The sequence below is a fragment of the Chitinophagales bacterium genome (assembly GCA_020635995.1).
Taxonomy (GTDB): domain Bacteria; phylum Bacteroidota; class Bacteroidia; order Chitinophagales; family UBA8649; genus JAFMKE01.
Genome location: JACJYS010000001.1, coordinates 773714 through 787966 on the forward strand (window position 1 = coordinate 773714; position 14253 = coordinate 787966).

Below are 14253 nucleotides of genomic sequence, written 5' to 3' on the forward strand. Positions count from 1 at the left end.
GTGCAAGCTTGTAGCTCGTACCAATTATTAATCCATCCTACACATCAGCAGGCGGTTCTGGTGCTGTGCCACTTAGGTTGGCAAGTTCTTTATCTATATAATATAAACTTTGAGCCCCACTGCCTATTAGTTTTATTTTGTCAAGTATGGTTCTAAAAAGTGTTTCTTCCTCTCTTTGCTCTTGTACATAAAAACGCAAAAACTCTGTAGTAACATGGTCTTCTTCTACATTAGAAAGTTCTACTAATTTGTATATAGATTTTGTAACAGCTTGCTCATTTTTGTAAGCACTTTCGCAAATTTCTACTATGTTTTTAAACTCATTTTTTGGTTGGTTAGCTTGAGGAACTATGGCGTGTCCGTCCACTTCATTAATGTATCTAAATAGTTTAATAAAATGTAAATTCTCTTCGTGCGATTGAGCATAAAAAAACTGAGCCGCTCCGTCCATTCCATTAGTGTCGCACCAGCTTGCCATAGCTAAATATTGCAATGAGGCACTTAATTCTTCTTTTAAATGGGTGTTAAGAGCTTGTTCTATTTTATCTGAAATCATTATAGCTGAGTTTTAAGTTCTTTGGGTTCTGTTTTGTATTGTTGCGGTATATCTCCGGAAAGCGACTTTAAAAATGCCGTAATATTTTTTACTTCAGTGTCAGAAAGTTCTTTATTAAGTTGTAGTTCTGCCATTATTCTTACAGCTTGCTCTAAGCTATCTACACTGCCATTATGAAAATAAGGGTAAGTATGTTCTACGTTTCTTAAAGAAGGCACTTTAAACATAAACTCGTCTGCCGTATTATTTGTAACACTGGCTAATCCTTTATCTCTTTTTTCGTCATTTATAGCTTTCCAAAAATCTTCATAAACACCAAATTTTTGAAAAGTATTGCCACCTAATAAAACTCCGCTATGGCAGGTAGTGCATCCATTTAGCACAAATGAAAGCATACCTTTTTTCTCTTGTTCTGTTAGTGCGTTTTCATCGCCATTTAAGTATTTATCAAAACGAGAAGGCGTTAATAATTCTCTTTCAAAACAGGCTATTGAGTTTTGAACATTTTCATAAGTTATAGGGTTTTCTTCGTTAGGATATGCTTTAGCAAACCATTCTTTATAAAGTTCTATATTGTTTAGTCTTTCTACTAAAAATGCTTTTGAAGGTATAGCCATTTCTACAGGATTAGTAATAGGTCCACCGGCTTGTTCTTCTACATCTTTGGCTCTACCGTCCCAAAACTGCATGCTGTGCAAAGCCGCATTTAAAACCGTAGGAGAATTTCTATCGCCAAAACCTCCGTTATCGCCTTCGCTGGTTGGTAAATTATCAACTCCAAAAGTTGCCAAGTTGTGGCAAGAGTTGCAACTATTGTTTCCTGTTAAAGATAATCGGGTGTCAAAATATAAAATATGCCCCAATTCTATTTTTTCTGGAGTGCTAATATTGTTTGGGTTATCTGCTTTAGTAGGCAATGCCTCAAAAAGATAAAGATGTTTGTTTAAGGCTAAATCGTAAGATGTATTGTTTGCCGTATTGTTATTATTTGTACTTGGCGAACAAGCCACTAATATTATAAGTAAACTTGAGATGAAGAGTGAATTTTTAAGCATTTTGTAGTTCGTTGTTTACTGCTATTAACTCACTAATGCCTAATTAAGTTCTTTTAAACTTAACTTTTTTTAAGGAATCCACTTTTTGTCAAAGTTAGGTTTTCGTTTTTCAAGAAAAGCATTTCTGCCTTCTATAGCTTCGTCTGTCATATAAGCTAAGCGTGTGGCTTCTCCTGCAAAAACTTGTTGCCCCACCATGCCGTCATCTGTAAGGTTCATGGCAAATTTTAACATTTTAATAGAAATAGGTGATTTTGCTAAAATTTCTTGTGCCCATTCATACGCAGTATTTTCTAATTCGGCATGAGGAATTACAGCATTTACCATTCCCATTTCATAAGCTTCTTGTGCGGAATAGTTTCTACCCAAAAAGAAAATTTCTCTGGCTTTCTTTTGCCCTACCATTTTGGCTAAGTAAGCCGAACCATATCCACCGTCAAAACTGGTTACATCTGCATCGGTTTGTTTAAAAATAGCGTGTTCTTTGCTGGCAAGGGTTAAATCGCATACTACGTGCAAGCTGTGTCCGCCACCTACAGCCCAGCCGGGCACTACTGCTATTACTGCCTTGGGCATAAATCTTATTAAACGTTGCACTTCAAGTATATTTAGCCTATGGTAGCCGTCTTCTCCCACGTATCCTTTATGTCCTCTGGCACTTTGGTCGCCACCGCTACAAAAAGCCCATTTGCCATCTTTAGTAGAAGGTCCTTCGCCACTTAACAGCACTACGCCTATGCAGGTATCTTCATTGGCGTCATAAAAAGCTTCGTACAGTTCTTTAGTGGTTTTAGGTCGGAAAGCATTGCGAACATTAGGGCGGTTAAATGCTATACGAGCTACGCCATTACATTTTTTGTAAGTAATATCTTCAAATTTCTCGCCATTTCTGTGTGCAGGTAGGGCATCTTGCCAGTTTATATTTGCCATGAAGTTTATTTTTTCGCAAAAGTAATTATTAATTTTTTAAGTACTTATTTTATCACAATACCCACTCTATTTCCTTAAAATTGTATTTTTTTAGTTCATTATTTACCAAAACTTCTAATTGACCGGCAGTATTTACTTTTTGTAAAATGCCGTTTTTTTGCTCTCCATTTTCAATAAAAAAGAAGTTATTTTTATAAGAAATTAGTTTATGGTGGTAATCGGTATCTACTTCATCAAATTTTTTAGCTATCAACTTCAAATATTGAACGTCAAGATTTTTTAAAACCACCTCTAAAACCTTCTTTTTATTAAATAAATATTTTACAATATTAAATAGAGAAGTAGCATTAGGTAAGCCTTCAAAATCTTCTTGATTAACATTAATACCAATACCAATTATAGCATTGCTTATTTGGTTGTTACTCAATTGATTTTCAATTAAAATACCGGCTAATTTTTTGTTTTTATAATAAATATCGTTAGGCCATTTTATTTTAAAAGGCATATTAGTTAGGCTGTTTAAAGCATCTACAATGGCAATGCAAACCGCTTTAGATAAATAAAACTGCATATCAACACCCAAAAACTTAGGATAAACGATAAAAGAAAAAGTTAAATTTTGCCCTTCTTCGCTTTGCCATAAGTTGCCAAATTGTCCTCTGCCTGCCGTCTGTTTGTCAGTATAAAATACCGTTCCTTCTAATGGCTTACTTTTTGTTATAAAATCTTTAACATAAGAATTTGTAGAATTACATTGGTTAATATGATTTAAAACATTGCCAATAATGAGATTGTTTTTATTTTCACTCAAAAGATTTACTATTTTTGTGTAACATTTAAAAAATCAAAATTAAAGTTTATTTGAAAAAGAAAAAAACTACAAATTCGGAACTATTAAAAAAAATAGTTGTTGAAGCTATTTTAGACACCAAAGCGGAGGAAGTAGTAGAATTAGACCTAAGAAATATATCAGACTCTGTGGCAGATTTTTTTCTAATTTGCCATGGGAATAATACTACTCAAGTTTCAGGTATAGCTGATGCCGTGTATAAAACTGTGAAAGAAGAAACAGGGCAAACACCACAAGGGCAAGAAGGTAAAGCCAATGCACAGTGGGTTATTTTAGATTATTTTGATGTGGTAGTACATATTTTTTATAAAGAAACAAGACAATATTATCAATTAGAAGAGCTTTGGAGCGATGCCATAGCTATAGAACATGAAACAGTATGAGTGAAGAAAAACAGAAGAAAAAAAATACTCCAAAAGAACCTATAATACCTAATAATAACGGAAATGATGGCTTTAATCCCTATTGGATTTATGCCATTTTAGGTGTTTTGCTTATCGTTTCCATCTTTTTATCGGGAGGAATGGGAACCAGCACCGACCAAAAAATAACACAAGATTATTTTAAAGATGAAATGCTTTTAGCAGACGATGTTAAAAGAGTAGTGGTGGTAAATGACCGCAAAGTGGAGGTTTATCTTAAAAAAGATGCTTTAGAAAACAATGAAAAATACAAAAAACTAAAAAATTCCGGCAACTTTTTTGAATCTTACAATGCTTATTTTACAGTAGCCAACGGCAAGCAGTTTGCCGAAGATATGAAAGAAGTAAAAACGGCTCATCCGGAAATTAAATCTGTTCCTATAGATTACGAACAAAGAGAATCGTTTTGGGATAGCTTAATTATGTTTTTACCGTTTATTTTCTTTATAGGTATTTTTATATATTTTATGCGAAAAATGGGCGGAGGCATGGGCGGAGGTAGTCAAATATTTAATATTGGCAAATCAAAAGCTACATTGTTTGATCAAAATACAAAATCTCCGGTAACTTTTAAAGACGTGGCAGGCTTAGGCGAAGCCAAAGAAGAAGTAATGGAAATAGTTAACTTCTTAAAAGAACCCGAAAAATATACCCGTTTGGGAGGAAAAATACCAAAAGGAGCTTTATTAATAGGTCCTCCGGGTACAGGAAAAACATTGCTGGCTAAAGCTATGGCTGGCGAAGCTAAAGTACCTTTCTTCTCTATATCCGGTTCCGATTTTGTTGAAATGTTTGTAGGCGTGGGAGCTTCAAGAGTAAGAGATTTATTTAAGCAAGCCAGAGAAAAAGCTCCTTGTATCATATTTGTAGATGAAATAGATGCCATAGGGCGTGCTAGAGGTAAAAATGCCATACAAAGTAATGATGAAAGAGAAAGTACTTTAAATCAACTTTTAGTAGAAATGGACGGTTTTGGTAGCGAAAAAGGCATTATACTTATAGCCGCCACCAACCGACCAGACGTATTGGATAAAGCCTTATTGCGTCCGGGGCGTTTTGATAGACAAATACACGTAGATAGACCGGATTTAAAAGAACGTGAGCAAATTTTTAGAGTTCATGTTAAAAACATAAAACTGTCAAAATCTGTAGAGCTTTCAAAATTAGCAGCATTAACACCGGGTTTTGTAGGAGCAGATATAGCCAATATTTGTAATGAAGCAGCATTAATAGCCGCACGAAGAAATAAATCGGAAATAGATTTAGACGATTTTAATAGTGCTATAGATAGAGTAATAGGCGGTTTAGAAAAGAAAAACAAAATAATTTCTATAGACGAGAAAAAACGTATAGCTTTTCATGAGGCAGGACATGCTGTTAGTAGTTGGTTTTTAGAGCATGCTAATCCATTAGTAAAAGTTACGGTAGTGCCGCGTGGGCAGTCTTTAGGAGCCGCTTGGTATATGCCAAACGAAAGAAATTTGACTACAAAAGAACAACTGCAAGACGAAATAGCAGCTACATTGGCGGGTAGAGCGGCAGAGCAAATTGTTTTTGGCAATATTTCTACAGGAGCACAAAATGATTTAGATAAAGTAACCAGCACGGCTTACCAAATGGTAGTAATTTTTGGTATGACAGAATCGGTAGGAAATGTTTCTTATTATGAACTAATGAAAAACGAAAATTTCCAAAAGCCTTTTTCTGATGAAACTGCCAGAAAAATAGATGAGGAAGTAAAAGCTATTATTGATGAGCAATATGTGAGAGTAGTGGCACTGCTTAACCAAAAAAGAGAATCTTTAAATAAAGTGGCTCAGGTACTTTTAGAAAAAGAAGTAATAGTAAAAGACGATGTGGAAAGATTAATAGGTAAAAGACCTTTTGAAACGGAGCATACATCAGTTGCAGATGTGCAAAATGATGAAGTAAAAAAAGAAGAAAATAGTGTTGCTGAAAATTCTAATAATAATGAAATTTCGGGCGACATTAAAAATGAATTATAAAAATACATTTTAATTCGTTAAATTTGTTACATGCCTGCGGACAACACACCAAATTTGTTTAGGAGTTTATTTCCTGAAGATGACGACAAAAAAGATGAAAAACCATCTTTTAAAGGGAAGTCAACTGCGGAAGAATTAGATGTTCGGTTTGCCGAAAATTTTTCTGAAGTGGGAGGTAAGTTTGTCTATTGCGAAAACAGTTCAGCCTTTTTTAAAATGTTACAGTCATTAAAAACAGAAAATGAGTGGAATGAGTTTTTTGTTTGCGACCATGAAATAAATATTTTTATGCAAGATTATGGTTTTGAAAATGGGCAGGTTTACAAAAATATGGAAGATTGTGATGTTGCTATTTCATATTGCTATGGTTTAGTGGCAGATGAAGGAGTTATTATGCTGGCACCACACCAAGCTACAAACAGAAGGCTTACAGATTTTCCTAATCATCATGTATTAATTGCTTTTAAAAACAATTTGATTTCAAATATTGAAGATGCTATAAGTGAGTTCAAGTTGGCTTTTCATGATAAGTTGCCCTCTATTATTGAGCTAAATGAAAATTTTCCTGTATATCAGGCTCATAAATCTCATTTGTTAAATGCATCGGGCACATCAAGCGTGTATGTTTTTTATATAGATGAAGAATAATTAAACTGCAATTGAGTGTTTCTAAAAACATATATTTTGCTTCAGATTTGCACTTAGGAACACCTAATTACAAGCAAAGTTTACAAAGAGAAAAAGAATTTATTAAATGGCTCAATCAAATAAAAGATGATTGTGAAGAGTTATTTTTAGTAGGTGATATTTTTGATTTTTGGTTTGATTATGCACAAGTAGTTCCTAAAGGTTATACCCGATTGTTTGGCAAGCTTGCCGAATTTACCGACAGTGGTATAAAAGTACATTATTTTAAGGGAAACCATGATATGTGGCTCAGTGGGTATTTTAAACATGAACTGGGTTTTGAAATACACAGCGATAATTATACCTTTGAAAAAAACGGAATTAAATTTTTAGTAGGACATGGCGATGGCAAAGGACCGAAAGATTATAAATACAAAATACTGAAAAAGGTTTTTAGAAATCCGGCTTGTCATTTTTTGTTTAAATGGTTGCACCCCGATATTGGCATGGCAATTGCCAATTATTTTAGTAAAAAAAGCCGTTATGGAAATGGCGAAACGGAAGAAAAATTTTTAGGAGCAGAAAAAGAATGGCTCATTCAATATATAAAGAGAAAAGAAACTCAAAATCACTTTGATTATTATATATTTGGACACAGGCATTTAGCTTTAGAATATAAAATAAATGAAAATACAACATACATTAACTTGGGCGATTGGCTACGTTTTAAATCTTATGCTGTATTTGATGGGCAAAAAACTACATTATGCTATTTTAATACTTAGTTTATTATTTATAAGCATAAAAACCACTACTGCCCAGCAATACACTCTTGTAAAAGAAATAAAAGCTAAAAATGCCTCAATGCTTACCGATGCTTTTGGCAATCTTTATGTTATAGAAGCATATAGGCTTACATTGTATGATGCAGACGGCAATAAAAAAGGAGTTTTTGAAGATTATAAAAGTGGCGAGATAAGCTATGTAGATGTAATAAACCCCATGAAAGTATTGGTATATTTTCAAGATTTTATGATAGCTAAGGTTTTAGATAGAAATTTAAGCGAATTATCATCATTAAACTTAAATGAGTTGGGTTTTTATGCAGTAGATGTTATTGCTAATTCAAACGATGGCAATTTTTGGCTGTATGATAAATCGGATTTTAAGCTGAAAAAGGTAAACTCAAGCGGAGAGAAACTGTACGAAAGTGAAAATTTTAATGTGCTGATAGAACGAGAATATAATCCTGTTCAAATATTGGATTATGGTATGCAGATATATTTAAACGACCCCAATGAGGGGATATTAGAGTTTGATAGATTTGGGAGCTACAAGAAACTAATTTCTTTAAAAGATGAAAAAACTATACAAGTAGTAAGAAATAGGATTTTGTATTTTGAAAACAATGAATTGCATAGTTATAATAAAGATACTTTTGTAGAACAAAATATGAAGCTTCCGGCAGGAGAAACTTATGAATTTGCACAACTGCAAAAAGACAGAGTTTATTTGCTAACAGAAAATAAAGTTATAATATACAGCTATACCGATAATAAAAATTAATAGATAGAATGATAAAATTAAAAGAAGGGGACAAAGCACCAGCTATAAACGCAAAAGACGAAAATGGAAATGTAATAAGTTTAGACCAATTTAAAGGAAAGAAAAAGATATTGTATTTTTATCCAAAGGATAATACACCCGGCTGTACGGCTAATGCTTGCAATTTTAGAGATAATTTTAAAGAACTTTCAGACATGGGTTTTCAAATAATAGGCGTAAGTAGCCAAGGAGAAGAATCTCATCAAAAATTTATAGCCAAATATAGTTTGCCATTTCCATTAATAGCCGATACAGATTTAAAAGTGCATCATGATTATGGTGTGTGGGGCAAAAAGAAATTTATGGGAAGAGAATATGACGGCACGCATCGCACTACGTTTATTATAGACGAAAAAAATGTAATAAGCCATATTATTACCAAAGTAAAAACAAAAGATGCCACAGAACAAATTAAAGAAGTGCTGGGGAAGTAAAGTACTACAAATTAAAAGAATCTACTTCTATAAATTCGCCACTTTTTAAATTTTCTAAGTGTATATTTCCTATCCTAACTCTTATTAACCTAAGTGTAGGGAAACCAACAGTCGCGGTCATTTTTCGCACTTGACGGTTTTTGCCTTCGGTTAAAGTTATAGACACCCAACTGGTAGTACCATGGCGGTCGTCTCTTATTTTTCTGGTTCGCTGTTCAAAATTTGGAGCTTCGTGTAGTTTTTTAGCTTGGCACGGGAGTGTTTTGTAGTCAACTTTATTAACTCTTATTGTTACGCCCTTTTTAAGTTCTTCTATAGCTTCAGCAGTTATTTCGCCATCTACTTGGGCGTAGTATTCTTTTTCTATTTTTTTGCTTCTTACTTCTTCGCTTACCTTGCCGTTAGTAGATAGCAGTAGCAGCCCTTCCGAAGCTTCATCTAATCTACCTATAGCCATAGTTCCTGTGGGAAAGTTTCCTAATTCGCCTAAAAGTTTTTTGTTTTTTCTTTTAGAAACAGGGCGTATAAACTGCGATAAATATCCATAAGGTTTATGCAAAATAAAATGCCTGTGGTTCATGATGGAGTTTTTTATTTTGTGGTGGATAAAATGAAAATATTAATATTAAACTTTTTAAGTCCCAAGCTCTCAAAAAAGGCTGTAAAAGGAATTGTTATAATACTTAATCAACTACTTTGATTTAAAACTCCATGTTATTTTAAAAGTAGCAACTTCCTCTCCTTGTTTGTTTCTACCTACAGCTTTAGTTTCTACGGTTTGCCCTTCTTTTGTTTCTATAGCTTTTTTTACGGTGTCGTATATTTTAGCAATATCTGTACAGGTAAATGTAGTTATATCTGTAGCTTTTTTAGTAAAAGATGCTTGCAAATCTACTACCAACATAGAAACTCTTGGTTGTAGTTTGTCTATTGCCATCATACAAGGCACGCCTGTGCTCATTTCGCCAGCCATAGCCAAACAAGCAAAATAAGTAGAACGAAACGGATTTTGCGAAAACCACTTGTAAGGAACTTTTACTTTGCATTCATCTTCGGTTAGTTTTACCATACGCACACCACTAAAAAATGCCGCTGGCAACTTGTACAACAAATAAAAATTAAAGCCAAAACCATTTACTTGTTTCCTAAAATTTTCTCCGTTAATTTTTTGTTGTTCGCTTATATAATTTATACTCATAGTAAGTCTATTATTCTTATTAATTCTTTGTTTAAATTTTCTATTGCCAAATCTCTATCTGCCACTTTAGTTAAATAGTTTTTTTCTATGGCTCTAAGCTGGTAAAAACCAATTCTTTTGTACAAGCAAGCATACTGAAAAGCTAATCCATTTCCTGTTTCTATATGAATAGGATAGTTTTTGAGTTTATAATCTAATTCTTCCTGTGTTCCGCCCAGTGTTCTGCAACTTATAGCTGCCGTTTTCATTATAGGTAAAAAAATATTAAAATAAGAATTAGTTAAATTTATAAAACCTCCACGCTGGTGTGGATATTCATTTCTATTAAGCCAATTTAACTGATAAGCCGATGAAAATTCATTATTTTCGGTTTGTCCATATTGATAGGGCAACTCATTTATTACATTAACCACTTCGCCTGTTTTCATCATATTGTTTAAGCTATTGGCTAAACCGGCATAAAGTACCAAGTGCATATCTCGCTTTTTAAGTGCATCTGTTATGTGGTATGATGTTTCAAAATCAGTATAGCCGGTTGGTTTAAACTCTATATCAATATGCTTATAAGTACATTTTTTGGCTTCAGCATCTCTTTTTACATACTCAGAAAACTGTTTTATCACTACATTTTCAGGAAAAGCCAATAATACTTTCATAAGTTGTGTAAAGATAGTTTTATATCTACAAAAATGTATGCCAATATTAAAGTTTTAAATTCTAATACAATACGGTATCTTTGTAGCTATTAAAAAATCCTATGGTTTATTTAACCCGAGTAGAACATTTTAATGCCGCCCACAAACTACATGTAGATGAGTGGAGTGAAGAAAAAAACAAAGAGATGTTTGGCAAATGTTGCAATCCTTATTTTCATGGGCATAATTTTGAAATTTTTGTAACTATAAAAGGAAAACCAAACCCTACAACCGGTTTTATAATGAATGTGCATGAGTTGAGCAAAATTATTAAAAAAGAAGTGGTAGAACGTTTTGACCATAAAAACTTAAATTTAGAGATTGAACATTTTAAAAAAGTACAGCCTTCTTCAGAAAATTTTGTGATGCTAATATGGGATATTTTAAAAGAAAAATTAGACGGCTACGAGTTACATTGCCTAAAACTGCAAGAAACAGATAGAATTTATGTAGAATATTACGGAGAATAGTTATGGAAAATAGATACAAGAAAAACGAGTTTTATAATGAAGAGTTGGTTAAAAAAGTAGCCGATAATTATAAAGAAATAATAGAAAATGTAGGCGAAGATGTAGCCAGAGAAGGCTTAATAAAAACCCCCGAACGTGCCTCAAAAGCTATGCACTACTTAACGCACGGCTATGATATGAATCCTCAAGAAATACTGCGTAAAGCACTTTTTCATGAAGACCATAATGAAATGGTAATTGTAAAAGATATAGAACTATACTCGCTTTGCGAGCACCACATGCTACCATTTTTTGGCAAAGCACACATAGCTTATATTCCTAATGGAAAAATAGTGGGTTTAAGTAAACTGCCACGTTTAGTAGATGTTTTTGCCCGCAGGCTGCAAGTGCAAGAACGCCTTACGGTACAGATAAAAGAAGTAATAGACGAAGTGCTTGAACCGCACGGCACGGCAGTAGTTATAGAAGCTCAGCATCTTTGCATGATGATGCGTGGCGTACAAAAACAAAATTCCAGTACTACAACTTCCTCTTTTAGTGGCGAGTTTGTAAAACAAAAAACAAGAATGGAGTTTTTAAAGCTGTTGAGTACTAAGTTGTCTTAGATTATAAATTTGACTTTAAAATTATTCTCATATAATTTTTACTGCTACTAAATTGCTTAAAACCCTAAACTTTAGTTTAATTTTGTAGCTTATATTAGTACAATGACAAACCAAACCAAACCCATTTCATTCGCTGATACGGAAAAAGCCTACGCACATTTATCTAATAAAAAATTATTGAAAACATATAGAGTTTACAAACTGCTTAGCAATAAATTTTTTGTTAATGTAGGTACGGTATTAGTAAAAATAGCTAATACGATTTATTTTCCGGTAAAACCATTTGTGAAAAATAATTTTTACAGTACTTTTTGTGGGGGAGAAAGCCTTAAAGATAGCGTGCCAACTATAAATTTATTGCAGCAGCGTAATGTAAATATTGACTTAAACTACAGCGTAGAAACCAAACATTCTGAAAAAGAATTTAATAAAACTTTTAGTAAACTTAAAGGAGCTATTGAATTTGCTTCAAGAAAAAGCAATGTAAATGTAATTTGCTGTAAACCTACGGGCTTAGGCAGACATGAAATTATAGAAAAGTATCAAAAAGAAGGAAAACTTAGCCAAAAGGAGCAAGCAGAGTTTATAGAAATGACCAAAAGAATGGATAAATTGTGCTCTTTAGCTAAAGAAAATGATATAAAAATATACTGGGATGCCGAAGAAAGTTGGGTGCAAAAAGAAATAGATAATTTGGTAAACGCTTTAATGAAAAAGTACAATAAAGAAAAAGCTGTTGTATTTAATACCTACCAAATGTATAGAGTGGATAAACTGGAAGATTTAAAAAATAATATACAGCAAGCTAAAGAGCAAGGCTATTATTTTGGTGTAAAAATGGTGCGCGGAGCTTATGTTGACAAAGAAAATGATTGGGCTAAAGAGCATGGCGTTTCTACCGTAATTCAGAAAAGCAAACAAGACACCGACAATGATTTTAATACCGCTATTTCATTGTGTTTAGATAATATTGAAAATTTATCGTTGTGTATAGCTTCGCATAATGAGCAAAGCAATTTTTTTGCAACAGAATTAATGACGGCAAAAAATATAGTTTCCAATCATCCTAATATTGAGTTTTCGCAACTGTATGGCATGGGCGATTTTATAACTTTTAATTTAGCCGAAAATGGATATAATGCGTCTAAATATCTTCCTTTTGGTCCTGTTAGAGAAGTTATTCCTTATTTAATTAGGCGTGCCGATGAAAATAAAAGTGTAAACGGACAGACAGGCAGAGAACTGGAAATGCTTACTAAAGAGAAAAAAAGAAGACAGTTATAGAAACTCAACAATTAAATTTAATAATTTCTACCCGTTCCAATCCGTTTTTTAATTTATCGCTTGAAAAATGGGCATTAGAAAATTTAGAGGTAGAAAACACCGATTTTTTATTGCTGTACATTAATGAACCCTGCGTAGTAGTAGGACGAAATCAAAATATTTTTGAAGAAGTAGATATTGCTTACTGCCTTAAAAATAATATACAAATATGTAGGAGAATTAGTGGAGGAGGCACCGTATTTCACGATAAAGGAAATTTGAATTGGGCTTTTATTACTAAAAACGATATTAAAAAAGTGAATAATTATACTTGGGCAGTAAAGCCACTTTTTAGCATCTTAAAAAAAATAGGATTAAGCCCATATTTAACCCAAAGAAATGCCATAGAAATAGATGGTTATAAAATAAGTGGGCAGGCACAGTTTACTAATAAAAAAGCTATAATAAGCCATGGAACGCTACTGGTAAATTCTCATCTTGAGTTTATGCAAAAAGCTATTGAAAGCCCTTTGGAGTTAAGTATAAAATCTAAAGCTTCTAAATCTGTGAGAAGTAAGGTGAAAAACGTATCTGAATTATTGGAAAAATCAAATATTACTGCACTTGAATTATTAGAAATGTTTAAGGAAGTAGGCAAAATATATCCATTAAATTTCAATGAAATTGATTCAAGCTTTTTTCAAAGTGAGGAATGGATTTACAATCGTTCGCCTAAATTTAGCCTAAAGTATAAAATGAATAATGAAGATTTTATTTTGCAAGTAGAGAAAGGAAAAATAGTAAGTATTTTAAATAAAAAAGGACTACCAATAATTGATAGTCCTTATAAAAATATGAATTTTTTAGCGTTTTTAACTCGCTAATTATTGTTTGTGGTAGTCAAAATCTACTCTTGTACCATCTACATATTTAGTTACAAAAGCATCATCTATTTCCATTTCGTTAAATTTTTGAGCAAAATTATAAGCATCATCGGCATTAGCCCAGCTTCCTACAAAATATCTGTGTACGCCATCAATAAACTCATGACCAATTATTTGATTTTCAGTTAAATATGGCGTAAAATCAAAATTTCTGTATGCTCCTATTTGCACTCTATATTCTATGCCTTCATTTTTAAATATTGAGCTTGATTTTTTTTGTGCTTCTTCTAAATTGTAAGTTAAATCTGAAACTTGATTATTTAATTGAACCATTTCTGATTTCAACTCTTCATTTTCAGTACTTAATTCTCTTTTAGCTGTAGAAAGTTCATTAACATCTTCTTCTAATTCAGACACATTTTCTTTATACCCGTTTATCATATTACTATATGACTCAGTGTCTTTCATGTATTTTTTAAGTTGTTTTTTTACGGCTTTCTTTTCTTTCTTAGCCTTTTTCTTGTCAGATTTTGCATAAACAGTATTTACAGACACTGTAGATATAGCAAAAATCATTATAAATAACTTTAAAATAAATGTGTTTTTCATTGTATGTAAGTTTTTGAGCAACAAACTTAGTAATTTTTTTCCAA

Annotated in this window: 18 protein-coding genes; 10 read left to right on the forward strand and 8 right to left on the reverse strand. The window is 32.7% G+C overall.

The window, feature by feature from the left end; all coding sequences use genetic code 11:
* Positions 1 to 37: 37 nt before the first annotated feature.
* The 4 genes from H6578_03340 to H6578_03355 all read right to left on the reverse strand — a co-directional run bounded on the left by H6578_03340 (position 38) and on the right by H6578_03355 (position 3352).
* A complete protein-coding gene (locus H6578_03340; GenBank protein MCB9226195.1) occupies positions 38 to 556 on the reverse strand; it encodes a ferritin in 519 nt (172 codons plus the stop codon).
* Positions 556 to 1611: a cytochrome-c peroxidase gene (locus H6578_03345; GenBank protein MCB9226196.1), complete on the reverse strand. Its 1056-nt coding sequence runs from the start codon at positions 1609 to 1611 to the stop codon at positions 556 to 558. The genes H6578_03340 and H6578_03345 overlap by 1 nt, the downstream gene beginning before the upstream one ends.
* 69 nt (positions 1612 to 1680) lie before the next feature.
* Positions 1681 to 2541 carry a 1,4-dihydroxy-2-naphthoyl-CoA synthase gene (locus H6578_03350; GenBank protein MCB9226197.1) on the reverse strand — a complete coding sequence of 287 codons (861 nt, stop codon included), beginning with the start codon at positions 2539 to 2541 and terminating at the stop codon, positions 1681 to 1683.
* A gap of 52 nt (positions 2542 to 2593) precedes the next feature.
* The gene (locus H6578_03355; GenBank protein ID MCB9226198.1) at positions 2594 to 3352 is read right to left on the reverse strand and encodes a biotin--[acetyl-CoA-carboxylase] ligase; all 759 of its coding nucleotides are present in this window, start codon (positions 3350 to 3352) and stop codon (positions 2594 to 2596) included.
* Between the two features lie 50 nt (positions 3353 to 3402).
* On the opposite strand from H6578_03355, the gene rsfS reads away from it, so the two are divergent.
* The 6 genes from rsfS to bcp are packed head-to-tail and all read left to right on the forward strand — an operon-like array spanning position 3403 to position 8485.
* On the forward strand, positions 3403 to 3774 hold the full coding sequence (gene rsfS / locus H6578_03360; protein MCB9226199.1) for a ribosome silencing factor: 372 nt from the start codon (positions 3403 to 3405) through the stop codon (positions 3772 to 3774).
* Entirely contained in the window at positions 3771 to 5819 is a 2049-nt protein-coding gene (locus H6578_03365; GenBank protein MCB9226200.1) for an ATP-dependent metallopeptidase FtsH/Yme1/Tma family protein, read from the forward strand. Before rsfS ends, H6578_03365 begins: the two co-directional genes overlap by 4 nt.
* Before the next feature lie 30 nt (positions 5820 to 5849).
* On the forward strand, positions 5850 to 6467 hold the full coding sequence (locus tag H6578_03370; GenBank protein MCB9226201.1) for an LUD domain-containing protein: 618 nt from the start codon (positions 5850 to 5852) through the stop codon (positions 6465 to 6467).
* A gap of 5 nt (positions 6468 to 6472) precedes the next feature.
* The gene (locus H6578_03375) at positions 6473 to 7231 is read left to right on the forward strand and encodes a UDP-2,3-diacylglucosamine diphosphatase (GenBank protein MCB9226202.1); all 759 of its coding nucleotides are present in this window, start codon (positions 6473 to 6475) and stop codon (positions 7229 to 7231) included.
* On the forward strand, positions 7131 to 8012 hold the full coding sequence (locus H6578_03380; GenBank protein ID MCB9226203.1) for a hypothetical protein: 882 nt from the start codon (positions 7131 to 7133) through the stop codon (positions 8010 to 8012). The genes H6578_03375 and H6578_03380 overlap by 101 nt, the downstream gene beginning before the upstream one ends.
* Before the next feature lie 8 nt (positions 8013 to 8020).
* The gene (gene bcp / locus H6578_03385) at positions 8021 to 8485 is read left to right on the forward strand and encodes a thioredoxin-dependent thiol peroxidase (protein ID MCB9226204.1); all 465 of its coding nucleotides are present in this window, start codon (positions 8021 to 8023) and stop codon (positions 8483 to 8485) included.
* 4 nt (positions 8486 to 8489) lie between these two features.
* On the opposite strand, the gene H6578_03390 is transcribed toward bcp, so the two are convergent.
* The 3 genes from H6578_03390 to H6578_03400 all read right to left on the reverse strand — a co-directional run bounded on the left by H6578_03390 (position 8490) and on the right by H6578_03400 (position 10339).
* Positions 8490 to 9065 (reverse strand): pseudouridine synthase, encoded by a 576-nt coding sequence (locus tag H6578_03390; protein ID MCB9226205.1) that lies wholly within the window; start codon positions 9063 to 9065, stop codon positions 8490 to 8492.
* 111 nt (positions 9066 to 9176) lie between these two features.
* Complete coding sequence (locus H6578_03395; GenBank protein MCB9226206.1) at positions 9177 to 9683, reverse strand: DUF4442 domain-containing protein; 507 nt, start codon at positions 9681 to 9683, stop codon at positions 9177 to 9179.
* Positions 9680 to 10339, reverse strand: coding sequence for a hypothetical protein (locus H6578_03400; protein ID MCB9226207.1), 660 nt, complete (start codon positions 10337 to 10339; stop codon positions 9680 to 9682). The genes H6578_03395 and H6578_03400 overlap by 4 nt, the downstream gene beginning before the upstream one ends.
* A gap of 101 nt (positions 10340 to 10440) precedes the next feature.
* Here H6578_03400 and H6578_03405 point away from each other — a divergent pair, with 101 nt between their 5' ends.
* The 4 genes from H6578_03405 to H6578_03420 all read left to right on the forward strand — a co-directional run bounded on the left by H6578_03405 (position 10441) and on the right by H6578_03420 (position 13600).
* Positions 10441 to 10848, forward strand: a complete 408-nt coding sequence (locus H6578_03405; GenBank protein ID MCB9226208.1) for a 6-carboxytetrahydropterin synthase — start codon at positions 10441 to 10443, stop codon at positions 10846 to 10848.
* 2 nt (positions 10849 to 10850) lie between these two features.
* Positions 10851 to 11453, forward strand: a complete 603-nt coding sequence (gene folE, locus H6578_03410; GenBank protein MCB9226209.1) for a GTP cyclohydrolase I FolE — start codon at positions 10851 to 10853, stop codon at positions 11451 to 11453.
* Between the two features lie 102 nt (positions 11454 to 11555).
* Complete coding sequence (locus tag H6578_03415; GenBank protein ID MCB9226210.1) at positions 11556 to 12737, forward strand: proline dehydrogenase family protein; 1182 nt, start codon at positions 11556 to 11558, stop codon at positions 12735 to 12737.
* Positions 12734 to 13600 (forward strand): lipoate--protein ligase, encoded by an 867-nt coding sequence (locus H6578_03420; GenBank protein MCB9226211.1) that lies wholly within the window; start codon positions 12734 to 12736, stop codon positions 13598 to 13600. The genes H6578_03415 and H6578_03420 overlap by 4 nt, the downstream gene beginning before the upstream one ends.
* Here H6578_03420 and H6578_03425 read toward each other — a convergent pair whose 3' ends face one another.
* Positions 13601 to 14209 (reverse strand): hypothetical protein, encoded by a 609-nt coding sequence (locus H6578_03425; protein ID MCB9226212.1) that lies wholly within the window; start codon positions 14207 to 14209, stop codon positions 13601 to 13603.
* Positions 14210 to 14253: the final 44 nt, after the last annotated feature.

Bases quoted from the DNA above. Each gene is read 5' to 3' on its own strand.
- H6578_03340 (MCB9226195.1), bottom strand. From the start codon at position 556: ATGATTTCAGATAAAATAGAACAAGCTCTTAACACCCATTTAAAAGAA.
- H6578_03345 (MCB9226196.1), bottom strand. From the start codon at position 1,611: ATGCTTAAAAATTCACTCTTCATCTCAAGTTTACTTATAATATTAGTG.
- H6578_03350 (MCB9226197.1), bottom strand. From the start codon at position 2,541: ATGGCAAATATAAACTGGCAAGATGCCCTACCTGCACACAGAAATGGC.
- H6578_03365 (MCB9226200.1), top strand. From the start codon at position 3,771: ATGAGTGAAGAAAAACAGAAGAAAAAAAATACTCCAAAAGAACCTATA.
- H6578_03370 (MCB9226201.1), top strand. From the start codon at position 5,850: ATGCCTGCGGACAACACACCAAATTTGTTTAGGAGTTTATTTCCTGAA.
- H6578_03380 (MCB9226203.1), top strand. From the start codon at position 7,131: ATGAAAATACAACATACATTAACTTGGGCGATTGGCTACGTTTTAAAT.
- bcp (MCB9226204.1), top strand. From the start codon at position 8,021: ATGATAAAATTAAAAGAAGGGGACAAAGCACCAGCTATAAACGCAAAA.
- H6578_03390 (MCB9226205.1), bottom strand. From the start codon at position 9,065: ATGAACCACAGGCATTTTATTTTGCATAAACCTTATGGATATTTATCG.
- H6578_03395 (MCB9226206.1), bottom strand. From the start codon at position 9,683: ATGAGTATAAATTATATAAGCGAACAACAAAAAATTAACGGAGAAAAT.
- H6578_03400 (MCB9226207.1), bottom strand. From the start codon at position 10,339: ATGAAAGTATTATTGGCTTTTCCTGAAAATGTAGTGATAAAACAGTTT.
- H6578_03405 (MCB9226208.1), top strand. From the start codon at position 10,441: ATGGTTTATTTAACCCGAGTAGAACATTTTAATGCCGCCCACAAACTA.
- folE (MCB9226209.1), top strand. From the start codon at position 10,851: ATGGAAAATAGATACAAGAAAAACGAGTTTTATAATGAAGAGTTGGTT.
- H6578_03415 (MCB9226210.1), top strand. From the start codon at position 11,556: ATGACAAACCAAACCAAACCCATTTCATTCGCTGATACGGAAAAAGCC.
- H6578_03425 (MCB9226212.1), bottom strand. From the start codon at position 14,209: ATGAAAAACACATTTATTTTAAAGTTATTTATAATGATTTTTGCTATA.